A 15,381-nucleotide genomic window follows, 5' to 3' on the forward strand; every position below is an offset into this window, starting at 1 on the left:
TGGCCCTCAGGGCATGTCGAGCTGGAGGATCTCGCGGGCCTGACGCCAGGTCGCCACGGGGCGCTCGTAGTGCTCGCAGATCTCGGCCACGCGCTTGACCAGGGCCGCATTGGAGAAGACAGGGTCTACAAGACGGTGTCGACGAGAGGGCGACGCGTGATCGCGGAACGCTTCATTTCGGCGGCTCGTGTATGGCCGGGAGAGCCACCATACACCAGACCATGCAGGGTGAGAAACGCTATGCCTGGATGTCTCTGGATATGTCTGGATGGGTAAAGCGAGGAATTACAGGAGGTTGCGAGCGCTGGGCGGTATGTCTGGAGGAGTCTGGATGTGCTCTTGGAGCGGGTGAAGGGAATCGAACCCTCGTCTTAAGCTTGGGAAGCTTCTGCTCTACCATTGAGCTACACCCGCGGGGCGGTTTCGATAGTAAATCCAATGACTTGCCCTTTGCAAGCCGTCTCGCGCCTTTCGTGGCACGCTAACGCTAAGTGATTGTTTTACTTGCACATCGGGTGGCCGGGGGGCGTAGGGAAAGAAAAATTTGTCTCGCTGGAGAACTTTTCGCTTCGCTGCTGTCTGAATGGACACAGGCAACAGAGGCGATAGCAGTCGCTAACACTGTTGTTCTGGCTCGCAGTTTCGATCGATTCTTGCCGCCTCGGAAACGGGGCGGCTTTTTCTTGTGCGCGCCCGAGGCGGCAACGCCGACACGACGACGCCACCCGGCGGGCGACCGGGTGGCGTCGGAGGGGTGGCTCAGCTGTAGCGCATGCGCAGGACGGCGCTGAGCACGTCGCGACGGGTGACGATGCCGACCAGGCGACCCTGTTCGACCACCGGGTAGACCTTGGGCTTGGCCCCGAGCATCTCCTGCGCCAGGTCGGTGATGCTCTTGTTGGGTGGCACGGAGAGTACCTCGTTGCGCATCAGCTCACTGACCAGCGGCGGCTCGTCGTTGAGATAGGAGCTCTCCAGCACCTTCCCCATCACGTCCTGCTCCGAGATGAAGCCGATCAGGTGGTCGCGCTCATCGACGACGGGGACCCCGGGCAGGCGATGCAGTGCCAGGCCTTTGGCCAGAGTGGCCACCGAGGTCTTGCCGGTGACCCGGTAGCAGTCACGGGACATGATCTCGCGAACGGTGGTAGGGGCCTTGTTGGGCATGGCATTTCTCCTTGTGCCGGCGATGATTGCCTTGTTGCTACGGGGCCGTGACGGTGCCCGGGTCTTTCCCTCCCGGCGAGCCTGGTGGCAGGGCGGTACCGGGCCCGTAGCCGGGTCTCGAGTTCAGCATAGCCGACTCGCCGGGGTGCCAAGGGCGATCGGCCAGCGCTTCAGCCAACGCTTCATGGTCGCGTACCTGGGGCCCGGGCTGTGTGGGTTGCCGCCAGCCGGAACCCGAGAGGGAGCATCGGCTCCAAGTTGTTACCTATCCGGTCATGGTCGGCGTGCGCCCTTGGCCGGAATCGAGCCCAACCGAGAGATGGAGGCGCATCATGGATGCCCGTGAATACCTGGCCAGGAAGGGGCTGAGCGGAGAGCGCGACGAGGAGCGGCCCAACACCCTGGAGGAGAAGGCCTGGTCGCGGGCCCGGGAAGCCGGCGATCACCGTCCCCGGGCCGGTACTCCCCACGACTGGGAGGATTGGGAGCGTTTCCATGACGAGCTGGCCGAAGGCGCCACGGAAATCGAGCAGAAGATCGATCATGACGCCCATCACAAGGCGCTCGAGCACGACTCGAACCAGGGCGTGCAGCATTTTGCCCCGGCCGCCGGTGCCGGCGTGCGGGTCGATCGAGCGGCAGACAGCCCAGGCCATGGCGATACGCCGGTGTCCCCCGAACCCCGTGCGGCACTGGTGGCACTGGCGCTGCTGATGCCGCCCCTCGCCGTGGCGCTGTCCCGGGGCGGCGGAAGACGGGTGTCGCTGAACCTGCTGCTCACCCTGCTTGGCTGGGTGCCGGGTGTCGGACATGCCCTCTGGTGGCTGAGGCGGCGAGGTCGTCTGTGATCCACCCCTGTCGTGGGCGTTTTTCTCCTGATTGATCGAAAGTGAAACTCTGCCGGCGGTGCCTGGCGGAGGGCCTTCGTGGCGGGCCATCAACTCCGGTATTTCTTGTTTCTAGTTGATATTCCATGAAAAGTTCGTTAATCCCCGGCGCTTTTTAGACCAAGGTCTAGGGCCTGATGGGAGGTCTCGCCATTGCCGTGAGATAGCCGCTGGGCTAGTCTCGTTGTCGAAAACGAACATTGGTGCTCGAAAGTGTTGCAAATCGAACAGCGTGTTGGCCCTGTCCGCCCTGGCCATGGTTCGGCCGCTGTGCTTCACGTAGCAAGCGCGACAACAACGACAACGAGGGCAGCATGTCCCTGATCCTTGAAAACATCGATCATGTGGTCAATGGCGCCACGCACATCGAAGGCATCGACCTGGAGCTGGCACCGGGTTCCTTCAATGTCCTGCTGGGCCGGACCTTGGCCGGCAAGACCACGCTCATGCGGCTGATGGCGGGTCTCGAGCCGCCGACACGCGGACGGGTGCTGATGAACGGCGAGGACGTGACGGGGGTTTCCGTCCGCCGGCGCAATGTGTCCATGGTCTATCAGCAATTCATCAACTACCCCAGTCTCACCGTCTTCGACAACATCGCCTCGCCGCTGAAACTGGCGCGGGTGCCCAAGGCCGAGGTCAGCCGGCGGGTACGCGAGACCGCCGAGATGCTGCATATCGAGCATCTGCTGGAGCGCTTTCCGCAGGAACTCTCCGGTGGACAGCAGCAGCGCACCGCCATGGGGCGAGCCCTGGTCAAGGATGCCGACCTGATTCTGTTCGATGAGCCCCTGGTGAACCTCGATTACAAGCTGCGCGAGGAGTTTCGCCAGGAACTTCGCGAGCTGTTCAGGATGCGCAACTGTATCGCCGTCTATGCCACCACCGAGCCCAACGAGGCCCTGGCGCTGGGAGGACATACCGCGGTGCTGCACGAGGGGCGGTTGCTGCAGTACGGCCCGACCGAGGACGTCTATCATCGCCCGAAGGATATCCTGACCGCCGAGATGTTCTCCGAGCCACCGATCAACGTGGTACCGGCCATGGTGTCGGGCTCGGAAGTGACCTTCGACAAGAGTGTCCACTTCCGGCTCAACGAGGACCTGCGCTCCCTGCCGCCCGGCCAGTACAACTTCGGTGTACGTCCCTCGCACGTCGGTCTCGAGCCTCAGTCGGCCGATGATCTCGAGCTCCAGGTCCGCGTTGATCTGGCGGAGATCAGTGGCTCCGAAACCTTCCTGCATGTGAGCAACGAGCTGTTCCACCTGGTGTTGCATCTGCCCGGTGTTCATGAATTCGCCGTCGATGAACAGATCAAGGTCTATTTCCCGACCCACAAGCTCTATGCCTTCGACCACAACGGGGCGGTGGTGCATATTCCGCCGCGCCTGGGGAGTCTCTGAGATGGCCGAAATCATGCTCAAGGCACTGGCACACTCTTACGTGTCCAACCCGCAGTCACCGGCGGATTACGCCATACGGGAAATGACCCATGTCTGGCACCAGGGGGGCGCCTATGCCTTGCTGGGACCGTCCGGCTGCGGCAAGTCCACCCTGCTCAATATCATCTCCGGGCTGCTGCAACCATCCGACGGTGATGTCGTATTCGACTCCCGTATCGTCAACGAACTGCCTCCGGAAGAGCGTAACATTGCCCAGGTTTTCCAGTTCCCGGTGATCTACGACACCATGACGGTCTTCGACAACCTGGCCTTTCCGCTGCGTAACATCAAGACACCCGAGGCCAAGGTGCGCGAACGCGTAGCGGAAGTTGCCGATATCCTGGACCTGGCACCGCTCTTGAGGCGAAAGGCCAAGAACCTTACCGCCGACGAGAAACAGAAGGTCTCGATGGGACGGGGACTGGTGCGCGACGACGTCTCGGCCATCCTGTTCGATGAACCCCTGACCGTGATCGATCCTCAGCTCAAGTGGAAGCTCCGCCGCAAGCTCAAGGAGATCCACGAGAAGTTCAACATCACCATGATCTATGTGACCCACGATCAGCTGGAAGCCTCCACCTTCGCCGACAAGATCGCCGTGATGTACGAGGGGCAGGTGGTGCAGTTCGGGACTCCTCGCGAACTGTTCGAGAAACCCAATCACACCTTCGTTGGCTATTTCATCGGCAGCCCCGGCATGAATTTCCTCGAGATCACGATCGAGGGAGGGCGGGTGATGTCCGGGAGGACGCCCCTCAGCATCGGTCCAGACGTCCACCGGGCCGTGAGCGGCGTCCGATCGAGGAACATCAAGTTGGGGATTCGGCCCGAGTTCATCGAGGTACATGACACGCCAGTCGAGGGTGGCATGGAGGCCAGGGTCGAGTACGCCCAGGACCTGGGTACCTATTCGATTCTCCACCTTGTGCTGGGCGAGCTGTCGCTGAAGGCCCGTATCGAGGAGGATCAGCCCGCACCCAAAGTCAAGGCCTACCTGCGTTTTCCCGAGCAATACCTTGGCCTGTATGTCGACGAGTTTCGTGTGGAGATCGACCATGAATAAAGTCAATAACAACCAGGCATGGTGGCTGATACTGCCCATGCTCCTGCTGGTGGCCTTCTCGGCCATCATTCCCCTGATGACGGTGGTCAACTACTCCGTACAGGACGTGTTCGACGCCCACACGCGCTTCTTCACGGGCACCGAGTGGTTCAGGGAGATGCTCAACGACCCGACCCTGCATGCGGCGCTGCTGCGCCAGTTCGCCTTCTCCCTGACGGTGCTGGCCATCGAGGTGCCGCTGGGTATCGGCATCGCGTTGATCATGCCCAGGGGCGGCTGGCAGGCCTCCGCCGTACTGATCCTGGTGACCATGCCGCTACTGATTCCCTGGAACGTGGTGGGCAGCATCTGGCAGATCTTCACCCGCGGGGATATCGGGCTGATGGGCTGGAGCATCCGCGAACTGGGCTATGGCTACAACATCACGGCAAGTCCGGTGGATGCCTGGGCCACCATCATCCTGATGGATGTCTGGCACTGGACGCCGCTGATCGCGCTGCTTTGCTACAGCGGCCTGCGCTCGATCCCTGATGCCTACTATCAGGCAGCCCGTATCGACCGTGCTTCCCGGTGGGCGGTGTTTCGCTACATCCAATTGCCCAAGCTGACGAATGTGCTGGTGATCGGTGTACTGCTGCGTTTCATGCACTCCTTCATGATCTATGCCGAGCCCTTCGTGCTTACCGGCGGGGGGCCGGGTAGCTCGACGACCTTCCTCAGCCAGTCGCTGGTGACCAAGGCCGTCGGCCAGCAGGATCTCGGGCCCTCGGCGGCATTCTCGCTGATCTATTTCCTGATCATCCTGCTGGTCTGCTGGGTCTTCTATACCGCGATCATGAACATGCAGAAAGATAGCAACAAAGGGGAGGCCTGAGATGAGTGATTCGCTACCGACCACTCCCGAAGACGTGCGTCAGCAGGCTGCCATGGCGAACAACAGGCGTCGCAGCAAGGCGCGTCCGGCCTCTCGACAGTGGCGTCGCCGGGGCTTGATGGGCGCCTATATCGTCTTCGTGCTGCTGCCGATCTACTGGCTGTTGAACATGTCCTTCCAGTCCAATACCGAGATCCTGGGTGGACTGACCCTGTGGCCCGAGAACTTCACAGTCGAGCACTATGCGAAGATATTCACCGATTCCAGCTGGTACATGGGCTATGTGAACTCCATTACCTATGTGCTGATGAACATGCTGATCAGCATCGCTGTGGCGCTGCCGGCCGCCTATGCCTTCAGCCGCTACAAGTTCATCGGTGACAAGCATCTATTCTTCTGGTTGCTGACCAACATGATGGCGCCACCCGCGGTGTTCCTGCTGCCTTACTTCCAGCTCTACTACACCGTCGGGCTGTTCGACACCCATGTGGCCGTGGCGTTGGCTCATTGCCTGTTCAACATCCCGCTGGCGGTATGGATTCTCGAGGGCTTCATGAGTGGCGTGCCCAAGGAGATCGACGAGACGGCGTTCATCGACGGCTACAGTTTTCCGAAGTTCTTCGTGAAGATCTTCATTCCCATGATCAGCTCGGGTATCGGCGTGACGCTGTTCTTCCTGTTCATGTTCTCCTGGGTCGAGCTGCTGCTGGCCAGCACCCTGACCTCCACCGGGGCCCAGCCCATCGGTTCGGTGATGACCCAGACCAAGGGGGCATCGGGCATCGACTGGGGAACCCTGGCCGCGGCGGGTACCTTGACCATCCTGCCGGGGATCCTGGTGGTCTACTTCGTTCGCAACCACATCGCCAAGGGCTTTGCCCTGGGCCGGACCTGAAGAGGAGGGCTGGGCAATGGATTGGATGGTCTGGACACTACCGACAGCCGTCTTCTTCTCGGTGATTGCCGCGATTCTGGTCAGCATGACCGCCTGGGAACTGGCTTCACCCAGCGTGGAGAGAAGGGGCTTCCTGCCGATTGCCACCACGCGGGGTGACCGACTCTTCATCGGTCTTCTCTCCGCGGCATATATCCATCTGGCGGTGGTCGGCTTCACGGATATCACTATCTGGTTTGCTCTGGCGGCTTCCATTCTCTGGTTGCTGGTGCTGATGCGTTGGGGCTGACCCAAGGCGACAGGGATGAACTTCCTTCAGGGAAGACAACAACAGGAAACAAGAGGTCAAGATGAAAAACAACACAATGAGGACGACGCTGCTGGCCGGCAGCCTGATGCTGGCTTCCGGTGCGCTGTACGCTGATGCTCATGATGCACGGGCCATTGCCGAGCGCCTGGTCGATGAGCACTTCCAGAACTCCACGCTGAGCCGTGAGGAGCAGATCGAGGAGCTCCTGTGGTTCGCCAAGGCCGCCGAGCCCTTCCGTGGCATGGAAATCAAGACCGTGGCCGAGGGGCTGACCACCCATATCTACGAACGGGATGTGCTGGCCGAGGCCTTCGGAGAACTGACGGGGATCGAGGTCACCCACAACATCATCGGCGAGGGTGACGTGGTCAACAACATGCAGACCCAGATGCAGTCGGGGCGCAACATCTACGATGGCTATGTCAACGACTCCGATGCCATCGGCACGCATATTCGCTATGGCAGCACCATCAATATCTCCGAGGCGATGGAGAACGAGTGGTCCGACTTCACCCTGCCCACGCTGGATCTCGATGATTTCATCGGCATCCAGTACACCACCGGCCCCGATGGCAGCATCTACCAGTTGCCCACCCAGCAGTTCGCCAACCTCTACTGGTTCCGACACGACTGGTTCGAGCGCGAGGATCTCCAGGAGCAGTTCCGCGAGATCTACGGCTACGACCTGGGCGTGCCGACCAACTGGACCGCCTATGAGGATATCGCCGAGTTCTTCACCAAGCATGTCGGCGAGATCGACGGTACCAAGGTCTACGGCCACATGGATTATGGGCGTCGTGACCCGTCGCTTGGCTGGCGTTTCCATGACTCCTGGCTCTCCATGGCCGGCATGGGCAGCGCCGGGGTGCCGTTCGGCAACCCGGTGGATGATTGGGGGATCCGGGTCGACGAGGAGAGCCGGCCGGTGGGGGCCAGCGTCAGCCGTGGCGGTGCCACCAACTCCCCGGCTGCGGTGTTCGCCGTGACCAAGATGGTCGACTGGCTGGAGAAGTACGCGCCCTCAGAGGCCAGCGGCATGACCTTCGGCGAAGCGGGCCCGGTGCCGGCCCAGGGCAACATCGCCCAGCAGATCTTCTGGTACACCGCCTTCACCGCCGACATGACCGATCCCGGCCTACCCGTCACCGAGGAGGACGGCACGCCCAAGTGGCGCATGGCGCCGTCGCCCGTCGGCCCGTACTGGGAGGAGGGCATGAAGGTCGGCTACCAGGATGTGGGGTCCTGGACCTTCTTCGACTCCACTCCCGAGGACCGCCGCACCGCGGCCTGGCTGTTCGCCCAGTTCACCACCGCCAAGACGGTGTCGCTGGAGAAGCTGATGGCCGGGCTCACGCCGATCCGCGAATCCGACATCTTCTCCGAGCAGATGACCGAGATGGCGCCGAAGCTGGGTGGCCTGGTCGAGTTCTATCGCAGTCCCAACGAGTCCAACTGGACCCCGTCGAGCACCAACGTGCCGGACTACCCGCGCATGGCGCCGCTGTGGTGGCAGAACCTGGCGCCCGCGGTCAACGGCGAGATCTCGCCCCAGGAGGCACTCGACAACCTGGCCGGGGATCTCGACAACATCATGGCGCGACTGGCGCGTGCCAGGGTCTTCGAGAACTACTCGCCCAACCTGAACGGTGAACAGGACCCCGAGGAGTGGCTCTCACGATCCGGCTCACCCAGGGCCAAGCTGGACGACGAGATGCCCCAGGGCACCACCGTTCCCTACGACGAGATGATGGAGGCGTGGATGGCCGCCGGTACGCGTTGAAGAGGCCATCAGGCCTGCCCCGGTGGCCGCACCGTGCCCGGCCCGCCCTCGGCATGAGGCGTGTCGGGTACGCTGCCCACCCTGGGTGGTGTCCGGCAGTCCGTCCGGGCCAGTCCGGTGCCCCCTCCTTCTGCAGAAAGGTCCGCACATGCAACTGCGCAGCAGCAACATCGACAAGCTGGACGACGAGGTCTTCGATGTCCTGGTCATCGGCGGTGGCGTCAACGGCGCCGTGGCGGCAGCCGCCCTGGCGGGAACGGGCGTCAGGGTCGCGCTGGTCGAACGTGGTGACTTCGCGGGCAGCACCAGCATGCACTCCTCCAACCTGGTGTGGGGCGGCATCAAGTACATGGAGAGCCGCGATTTCGCGTTGGTCCGCAAGCTGTGCAAGAGCCGCAATCACCTGATCAAGAGCTACCCGTCCACGGTGCAGGAGATCCGCTTCCTGACCACCATCTCCCGGGGCTTCCGCTACCATCCCCGCTATCTCTGGGCCGGCAGCTGGCTCTACTGGCTGATCGGCAATGGCTTCACCCGCACGCCGCGCTTCCTGTCGCCGGCCTCGATCAAGCAGAGCGAAGCCATCATCGATGTCGGCGATGCCGTGGGCGGCTTCGAGTACTCCGACGCCTACCTGCACGACAACGATGCCCGCTTCGTCTTCAACTTCGTGCGTGGCGCACTCAACTACGGCGCCGTGGCGGTGAACTACGTCGAGTCGCTGGGGGCCCGGCGCGAGAACGGCCAGTGGGTCTCCCGGGTACGCGACGTCATCGACGGTCGCGAACTGGAGGTGCGCGCGCGGGTGCTGATCAATGCCGCCGGCCCCTGGGTCGACACGCACAACGCGCTGACGGGGCAGCAGACCGATCATCGCCATGTCTACTCCAAGGGCGTGCACCTGATCGTTCCCCGCTTGACCGACAGTCGACGAGTGCTGGCCTTCTTCGCCGATGACGGCCGACTGTTCTTCGTCATCCCCATGGGCCAGAGGACCTGCATCGGCACCACCGATACCCGCGTGGAGAACCCCGAGGTCGGCGTCACCCGGGACGACGTCCGCTTCGTGCTCGACAACATCAACAAGCGCCTGAAGCTGGACAAGCCGCTCGACAGTGCGGACATCATCGCCACCCGTTGCGGTGTCCGCCCCCTGGCCGTGCGCGCCAGCGGGGGAGGGGATCGCGACTTTCTCCAGCTGTCGCGCAAGCATGCCATCGACGTCAACGCGGGCGATGCGCACCTCAGCATCTTCGGCGGCAAGCTGACCGACTGCCTCAACGTCGGCGAGGAGGTCGTCGATCTCGTTCGGCGCCTGGGGATCGCGGTACCCCATCCACGGCATCGCTGGTACGGCGAGGCACCCGACGAGGTGCGTCGGGAGTTCCTGCATCAGGCTGGCCTGATGCAGCTGGACGCCATGATCTCGCCCCAGGCTTCGGAGCTGCTGTCGACCCGGCTATGGCGGCGCTATGGCACCCATGCCCTGGATATGCTCGAGGAGATCCGCGAGGACCCGCGGCAGGCCGAGGTGCTGATCGAGGGCACCGAGTACCTGCGCTGCGAGCTGCGCCAGGCGCAGCGCCGCGAGATGGTCACCCGGCTCGAGGATTTCCTGAGGCGGCGCTCCAAGATCGCCCTGGTCGTGCCCGAGGAGGCGATGCGCCGTTCCCCGGGGTTGAAGGAGGCCTGCGGGATCCTGTTCGGCGACCGTGCCGAGGAACGCTTCGCGGAGTACTTCCGCGACTCCCGAGCCGAGCAGTACGCGACCACGCAGGACCGGGGGGCCGATACCCCGGTACATTCCGAGTCGCTCAAGTGGTGAATACCCGTGGCGGCGCGATTGAGGCCGTCACATTGATGCCCCGGAGGATGCGGGTATAATCCCGTCAACCTTTTTCATGTCTGGAGTTGACCGTGGGCTATCTCGTCGGCGTCACCGTGCTGTGGGCCTTCTCGTTCTCGCTGATCGGCGTCTACCTCGCCGGCCAGGTCGACAGTTACTTCGCGGTCCTCACCCGTATCGCCCTGGCGGCGCTGGTGTTCCTGCCCTTCCTGCGCCCCTCGCTGCTGCGCGGCCGCCAGCGCCTGGCGCTGATGGGGCTGGGAGCCGTGCAGCTCGGCGTGATGTACATCTTCTTCTACCAGTCCTTCCTGCTGCTCTCGGTGCCCGAGGTGCTGCTGTTCACCATCTTCACCCCGCTCTACGTCACCCTGCTCGACGACGCCCTGTTCGGCCGTTTCACCCCCTTCCACCTCGTCACCGCGGGCCTGGCGGTGGCCGGGGCGGCGGTGATCCGCTACCAGGGCATCGACAGCGGCTTCTGGCAGGGCTTTCTCGTCGTGCAGGGGGCCAATCTCTGCTTCGCCCTGGGCCAGGTGGGATACCGCCGACTCTCTGCGGGGTTACCCGCGGCGCTGCCTCGCCACAGCATCTTCGCCTGGTTCTACCTGGGGGCTCTGGTGGTGGCCGTGCCGGCCTTCGCCCTGCTCGGCGATGCGTCCGCGCTTCCCTCCACCGGCGTGCACTGGGGCGTGCTCGCCTGGCTGGGGCTGGTGGCCTCGGGGGTGGGCTACTTCCTGTGGAATCTCGGTGCCACCCGGGTGGATGCCGGGGCGTTGGCGATCATGAACAACGCCCTGGTCCCCGCCGGGTTGCTGGTCAACCTGATGATCTGGAATCGCGATGCCGACCTGCCGCGGCTGGCACTGGGCGGAGCGATCATCGTCGGCTCGCTCGCGCTCAACGAGTGGTGGCTGCGCCGACGCTCGCCTGCCACGGCCTGAGGCCGTTTGCCCGCCTTGCGGCCAGCCCCCATAATGAGCGGCCGCGAAGCGAGAGGCGTGTGCATGCAATCCTTCAAGAGTGATGGTTTCAGGAACATCGGCCTGATCGGTCGTCTGGGCAGCGCCAGGGTGGTCGACACCCTCAAGCGGCTGATCCGCTTCCTCGACGAGGGCGGCTATCACGTCATCATCGAGGATCGCACCGCCACGGTACTGCTCGACCACGGCCATCCCGAGGCCAGCCGGCGCATGCTCGGCGAACTCTGCGACCTGGTGATCGTGGTCGGCGGCGACGGCAGCCTGCTGGGCGCCGCACGCACGCTCTGTCATAGCGGTACCCTGGTGCTGGGCGTCAATCGCGGGCGCCTGGGCTTTCTCACCGATATCTCGCCCGATGAGCTCGAGGCGCGGGTCGGCGAGGTGCTCGAGGGCCGTTACGAGGTGGAGGAACGCTTCCTGCTGGATGCCGAGTTGCATCGCGACGGTGTGCTGTCGGGCAGCGGCGATGCGCTCAACGAAGTGGTGATCCACCCCGGCAAGGCCGTGCGGATGATCGAGTTCGAGCTGTTCATCGACGGGCAGTTCGTCTACAGCCAGCGCAGCGATGGCCTGATCGTGGCCACCCCTACCGGTTCCACCGCCTACTCGCTCTCCGGTGGCGGCCCCATCATGCACCCCAAGCTCGATGTGGTGACCCTGGTGCCGATGTTTCCCCACACCCTGTCGAGCCGTCCCATCGTCATCGATGCCGCCAGCGAGATCCGTGTGCACATCGGCGAGACCAACCAGACCTATCCCCACATCAGTTGCGATGGCCAGACCCGCGCGGTGGCCAAGCCCGACGATGTGCTGGTGATCCGCCGCAAGCCGCAGCGGGTGCAACTGGTACATCCCCTGGGTCACAATTTCTACGAGGTCCTGCGCAGCAAGCTGGGCTGGAGCAACCGCCTGGGGGACTGACGTGAAGACACAGGCCAGGATCGAAGGCTACGACCTGATCGGCGATGTACACGGCTGCGGCGCCACGCTCGCGGCCCTGCTCGAGAAGCTCGGCTACCATCAGCGCGGCGGGGTCTATCGTCATCCACGTCGCCGGGTGATCTTCCTCGGTGACCTGATCGATCGCGGGCCGCGGATCCGCCTGGCGGTGACCATTGCCCGGCGCATGGTGGAGGAGGGCGAAGCCTTCATCGTCATGGGCAACCACGAATACAATGCCCTGGCCTACTGCCACCGGGCACCGGCCGGCCAGGGGCACGAGTTCCTGCGCAGGCACACGCCGCGCCACAACCGCATCATCAAGGAGACCCTGGAGCAGTTCCGCGATCACCCCCAGGAGTGGGAAGAGGTGCTGGCCTGGTTCCTGGAGATCCCGCTCTGCCTCGAGCGCGATGGCCTGCGGGTGGTTCACGCCTGCTGGGATCCGCTGCTGATCGATGCCCTGCGGCGCGATTTCCCCGATGGGCGCATCGACGAGGACTTCCTGGCGGAATCGGTGACGCCCGGTACCCGGGCCTTCCGTATCCTCGACCGGCTCACCCGCGGTATTCATATCCCGCTGCCCGAGGGGGTGGAGATCCAGTCCGGCGACGGCTTCACCCGGCGCAGCTTCCGCGCCCACTTCTGGGCCCGCGAGCCACAGACCTGGGGTGACGTGGTGTTCCAGCCGGACAACCTGCCGGGCGATCTGGAACTGCGGCCACTCTCCGCCGAGGAGCGCGCGCGCCTCAGCTACTATGGCCCCGAGGAGCCGCCACTGTTCATTGGCCACTACTGGTGCGAGGGGATTCCGGCGCTGCCGGCCGCCAATGTCGCCTGCCTGGACTACAGTGCGGTCAAGTTCGGCCGACTGGTCGCCTATCGCTGGAGCGGCGAGCGTCGGCTGGATGCCAACCACTTCGTTTGGATCCGCGTGCCGCGTGAGGAGCAGGCTCGCCCGCAGCCCTGGGAGATCGATTTCGATTGATACAATTTTTTACTCAAAAAAGCCGGCGACGGACTGAACTCGCGGACGTGAAGCCCATCAGAGTAGGTGTTCCCTTGAATGATCCCTTGCTCTTGTCCGGCGGCCCCCTCCGCCGGATTTTTTCTGTGTGCGCCCCCGGCGTGCCGCGACCCCCGCATCGACAACCACCGGAGCCGCCATGTACCGGGTAATCCAGCTGCCCCTTGATGCCGATACCCGTGAACTGCGCCGCGCGCTGTGGGCCCACCGCATCGGTCATCGCATCACCGAGGAGGCCGACGGCCAGGTGCTGTGGCTGATCGATCCGGCCCAGCAGGAGACGATGCTGCGCCTGCTCGAGCGCTGGCAGCGCGGCGAGTCGCTGATGCCCGAGCGGCGCCGCGCCGCGCCGTCCGGCGGCAAGAGCCTGATGGTCCCCTTCAGGCAGGCGCCCGTTGCCGCGACCACCCTCGCGCTCTGTCTACTGGTGTTCGCCACGATGGGGGTACTCGGCGACCGTGTCATCGCGGCGCTGGCCATCGTGCCGCTCGGCGTGATCAACGGTAGCCTGGCCATCGGCAGCCTGACCGACGCGCTCGCCTCGGGCCAGGTGTGGCGACTACTGTCGCCGGCCTTCCTGCACTTCGGCTGGATGCACCTGATCTTCAACATGCTGTGGCTGTGGTACTTCGGCCGTCAGGTGGAAGTGCTGCAGGGCAGCGGGCGCATGCTGACGATCCTGCTCACCGCGGGCATCGGTGCGAATCTGGCCCAGTACGCCACCGGCACGGTGCTGTTCGGTGGCATGTCCGGGGTCGATTTCGCGCTGCTCGGCTATGTGTGGTTGATGTCGCGCCGGGCGCCGCGCAGTGGCTTCTTCGTGCCGCAGATGCTGGTGGTCTTCATGCTCGGCTGGATGCTCTTCACCATGACCGACATGGCGGGTGCGGTGGGCTTCGGCAACGTCGCCAACGAGGCCCACCTGGGCGGGCTGGTCGTGGGCCTGGCGCTGGGCTGGTATCATTCCGGGCGTGCCCGCCGCCCCCGTTGAGAGAACCTTCCGATGAACGATATGACCTTCGAGCGCATGATCCAGCAGATGACCCCGGCCATCTACGACCGCCTCAAGCAGGCCGTGGCCCTGCGCAAGTGGCCGGACGGTCGCCGGCTGACCGACGAGCAGACCGAACTCTGCCTCGAGGCGGTGATCCGCTACGAAGCGGAGAACCGGGTGCCCGAGGAGCAGCGGGTCGGCTATCTCCAGCAGCGTACCTGTGGCGGGGCCAGCAGCGGGGCCGGCGTGTCGGCGGAACTGGCGGGGCTGGCCCGGGATGTCGGCAGTGACTGAGACGATCCGGATCGATGCCGCCACGTCCGTGCAGGGGTGCCTGACCAAGATGGCCATCGCCCCCGGTGCCATGGGGGAGGCGGTACGTTATACCCTGCGGGTCGGCGAGCAGCGTCTCGACCTTAACACGCGGCTCGGCCGGCCGCTCGCCCTCGAGTGGACCGGCGCCATCGCCTGCACCCACTGCGGCCGGGCGACGAAGAAGAGCTTCGCCCAGGGCTACTGCTACCCCTGCTTCAGGAAGCTCGCCCAGTGCGACACCTGCATCATGAAGCCCGAGCTCTGCCACTACTTCGAGGGCACCTGTCGCGAGCCGGAGTGGGGCGAGCGCCACTGCTTCCAGCCCCATGTGGTCTACCTGGCCAATGCCTCGGGGCTCAAGGTGGGCATCACCCGTCGCACCCAGGTACCGACCCGCTGGCTCGACCAGGGGGCGGTGCAGGCGTTGCCGATCGTCGAGGTCGACACTCGCCAGCAATCGGGGTTCGTCGAGGTGCTGTTCAAGGAGGAGGTCTCGGATCGCACCAACTGGCGCGCCATGCTCAAGGGGGAGACCGAGCCCATGGACCTGGTCGTCGAGCGCGACCGCCTGCTGACGCGCCTGGAGGGCGGTCTCGCCAACCTGCGCGAGCGCTTCGGCACCGAGGCCATCCGCACCCTCGACGAGGCGCCGGTCGCCTTCGACTATCCGGTGCTGGAGTTTCCCACCAAGGTGGTCTCCCACAATCTCGACAAGCACCCCGTGGTCGCCGGCACCCTGCTCGGTCTCAAGGGCCAGTACCTGATCCTCGACAGCGGGGTGATCAACCTGCGCAAGTTTACCGGCTACGAGGTCAAGGTCGCCGCGTGATCGCTCGGCTATCCTGACGGCAATGCGTTTCCC

Annotated in this window: 16 protein-coding genes and 1 tRNA gene; 14 read left to right on the plus strand and 3 right to left on the minus strand. The window is 64.1% G+C overall.

The genetic code is table 11. The features are described from left to right. Positions 1-6 precede the first annotated feature (6 nt). The 3 genes from QLQ85_RS22810 to QLQ85_RS04985 all read right to left on the minus strand — a co-directional run bounded on the left by QLQ85_RS22810 (position 7) and on the right by QLQ85_RS04985 (position 1,167). Complete coding sequence (locus QLQ85_RS22810; RefSeq protein WP_326521369.1) at positions 7-270, minus strand: 3-keto-5-aminohexanoate cleavage protein; 264 nt, start codon at positions 268-270, stop codon at positions 7-9. 70 nt (positions 271-340) lie between these two features. Next, positions 341-414: transfer RNA gene (locus tag QLQ85_RS04980), tRNA-Gly, on the minus strand. Between the two features lie 345 nt (positions 415-759). Further along, positions 760-1,167, minus strand: coding sequence for a CBS domain-containing protein (locus QLQ85_RS04985; RefSeq protein ID WP_282723440.1), 408 nt, complete (start codon positions 1,165-1,167; stop codon positions 760-762). 332 nt (positions 1,168-1,499) lie between these two features. Between QLQ85_RS04985 and QLQ85_RS04990 the strand changes: the two genes are divergently transcribed. The 14 genes from QLQ85_RS04990 to QLQ85_RS05055 all read left to right on the plus strand — a co-directional run bounded on the left by QLQ85_RS04990 (position 1,500) and on the right by QLQ85_RS05055 (position 15,348). After that, positions 1,500-2,015: a YqaE/Pmp3 family membrane protein gene (locus QLQ85_RS04990; RefSeq protein ID WP_282737980.1), complete on the plus strand. Its 516-nt coding sequence runs from the start codon at positions 1,500-1,502 to the stop codon at positions 2,013-2,015. 353 nt (positions 2,016-2,368) lie between these two features. Continuing rightward, entirely contained in the window at positions 2,369-3,457 is a 1,089-nt protein-coding gene (locus tag QLQ85_RS04995; RefSeq protein ID WP_282737981.1) for an ABC transporter ATP-binding protein, read from the plus strand. A 1-nt stretch (position 3,458) separates the two neighbouring features. After that, the gene (locus QLQ85_RS05000; RefSeq protein WP_282738179.1) at positions 3,459-4,559 is read left to right on the plus strand and encodes an ABC transporter ATP-binding protein; all 1,101 of its coding nucleotides are present in this window, start codon (positions 3,459-3,461) and stop codon (positions 4,557-4,559) included. Next, the gene (locus tag QLQ85_RS05005) at positions 4,552-5,433 is read left to right on the plus strand and encodes a carbohydrate ABC transporter permease (RefSeq protein ID WP_282723444.1); all 882 of its coding nucleotides are present in this window, start codon (positions 4,552-4,554) and stop codon (positions 5,431-5,433) included. Before QLQ85_RS05000 ends, QLQ85_RS05005 begins: the two co-directional genes overlap by 8 nt. A gap of 52 nt (positions 5,434-5,485) precedes the next feature. Beyond that, positions 5,486-6,328, plus strand: coding sequence for a carbohydrate ABC transporter permease (locus QLQ85_RS05010; RefSeq protein ID WP_282738180.1), 843 nt, complete (start codon positions 5,486-5,488; stop codon positions 6,326-6,328). Between the two features lie 16 nt (positions 6,329-6,344). Next, positions 6,345-6,617: a DUF2160 domain-containing protein gene (locus tag QLQ85_RS05015; RefSeq protein ID WP_282723445.1), complete on the plus strand. Its 273-nt coding sequence runs from the start codon at positions 6,345-6,347 to the stop codon at positions 6,615-6,617. A gap of 61 nt (positions 6,618-6,678) precedes the next feature. Continuing rightward, entirely contained in the window at positions 6,679-8,418 is a 1,740-nt protein-coding gene (locus QLQ85_RS05020) for an ABC transporter substrate-binding protein (protein ID WP_282737982.1), read from the plus strand. 148 nt (positions 8,419-8,566) lie between these two features. Further along, positions 8,567-10,243 (plus strand): glycerol-3-phosphate dehydrogenase/oxidase, encoded by a 1,677-nt coding sequence (locus QLQ85_RS05025; RefSeq protein ID WP_282737983.1) that lies wholly within the window; start codon positions 8,567-8,569, stop codon positions 10,241-10,243. Between the two features lie 92 nt (positions 10,244-10,335). Beyond that, on the plus strand, positions 10,336-11,205 hold the full coding sequence (locus tag QLQ85_RS05030) for a carboxylate/amino acid/amine transporter (RefSeq protein WP_282737984.1): 870 nt from the start codon (positions 10,336-10,338) through the stop codon (positions 11,203-11,205). A 63-nt stretch (positions 11,206-11,268) separates the two neighbouring features. After that, entirely contained in the window at positions 11,269-12,165 is an 897-nt protein-coding gene (locus QLQ85_RS05035) for an NAD(+) kinase (protein WP_282723449.1), read from the plus strand. A 19-nt stretch (positions 12,166-12,184) separates the two neighbouring features. Continuing rightward, positions 12,185-13,171 carry a metallophosphoesterase gene (locus QLQ85_RS05040; protein WP_282738181.1) on the plus strand — a complete coding sequence of 329 codons (987 nt, stop codon included), beginning with the start codon at positions 12,185-12,187 and terminating at the stop codon, positions 13,169-13,171. A 178-nt stretch (positions 13,172-13,349) separates the two neighbouring features. Next, on the plus strand, positions 13,350-14,201 hold the full coding sequence (locus QLQ85_RS05045; protein WP_282737985.1) for a rhomboid family intramembrane serine protease: 852 nt from the start codon (positions 13,350-13,352) through the stop codon (positions 14,199-14,201). Positions 14,202-14,213: 12 nt separating this feature from the next. Further along, positions 14,214-14,498 carry a YeaC family protein gene (locus QLQ85_RS05050; RefSeq protein ID WP_282737986.1) on the plus strand — a complete coding sequence of 95 codons (285 nt, stop codon included), beginning with the start codon at positions 14,214-14,216 and terminating at the stop codon, positions 14,496-14,498. Continuing rightward, complete coding sequence (locus tag QLQ85_RS05055) at positions 14,482-15,348, plus strand: DUF2797 domain-containing protein (protein WP_282737987.1); 867 nt, start codon at positions 14,482-14,484, stop codon at positions 15,346-15,348. The genes QLQ85_RS05050 and QLQ85_RS05055 overlap by 17 nt, the downstream gene beginning before the upstream one ends. Positions 15,349-15,381 lie beyond the last annotated feature (33 nt).

The organism is Halomonas kalidii, from assembly GCF_030010475.1.
GTDB classification, from domain to species: domain Bacteria; phylum Pseudomonadota; class Gammaproteobacteria; order Pseudomonadales; family Halomonadaceae; genus Halomonas; species Halomonas heilongjiangensis.

Excerpts from the sequence above, each read along its gene's own strand:
- QLQ85_RS04985 (WP_282723440.1), bottom strand. The coding sequence starts at position 1,167 with ATGCCCAACAAGGCCCCTACCACCGTTCGCGAGATCATGTCCCGTGAC.
- QLQ85_RS04990 (WP_282737980.1), top strand. The coding sequence starts at position 1,500 with ATGGATGCCCGTGAATACCTGGCCAGGAAGGGGCTGAGCGGAGAGCGC.
- QLQ85_RS04995 (WP_282737981.1), top strand. The coding sequence starts at position 2,369 with ATGTCCCTGATCCTTGAAAACATCGATCATGTGGTCAATGGCGCCACG.
- QLQ85_RS05000 (WP_282738179.1), top strand. The coding sequence starts at position 3,459 with ATGGCCGAAATCATGCTCAAGGCACTGGCACACTCTTACGTGTCCAAC.
- QLQ85_RS05005 (WP_282723444.1), top strand. The coding sequence starts at position 4,552 with ATGAATAAAGTCAATAACAACCAGGCATGGTGGCTGATACTGCCCATG.
- QLQ85_RS05010 (WP_282738180.1), top strand. The coding sequence starts at position 5,486 with ATGGCGAACAACAGGCGTCGCAGCAAGGCGCGTCCGGCCTCTCGACAG.
- QLQ85_RS05015 (WP_282723445.1), top strand. The coding sequence starts at position 6,345 with ATGGATTGGATGGTCTGGACACTACCGACAGCCGTCTTCTTCTCGGTG.
- QLQ85_RS05020 (WP_282737982.1), top strand. The coding sequence starts at position 6,679 with ATGAAAAACAACACAATGAGGACGACGCTGCTGGCCGGCAGCCTGATG.
- QLQ85_RS05025 (WP_282737983.1), top strand. The coding sequence starts at position 8,567 with ATGCAACTGCGCAGCAGCAACATCGACAAGCTGGACGACGAGGTCTTC.
- QLQ85_RS05035 (WP_282723449.1), top strand. The coding sequence starts at position 11,269 with ATGCAATCCTTCAAGAGTGATGGTTTCAGGAACATCGGCCTGATCGGT.
- QLQ85_RS05045 (WP_282737985.1), top strand. The coding sequence starts at position 13,350 with ATGTACCGGGTAATCCAGCTGCCCCTTGATGCCGATACCCGTGAACTG.
- QLQ85_RS05050 (WP_282737986.1), top strand. The coding sequence starts at position 14,214 with ATGAACGATATGACCTTCGAGCGCATGATCCAGCAGATGACCCCGGCC.
- QLQ85_RS05055 (WP_282737987.1), top strand. The coding sequence starts at position 14,482 with ATGTCGGCAGTGACTGAGACGATCCGGATCGATGCCGCCACGTCCGTG.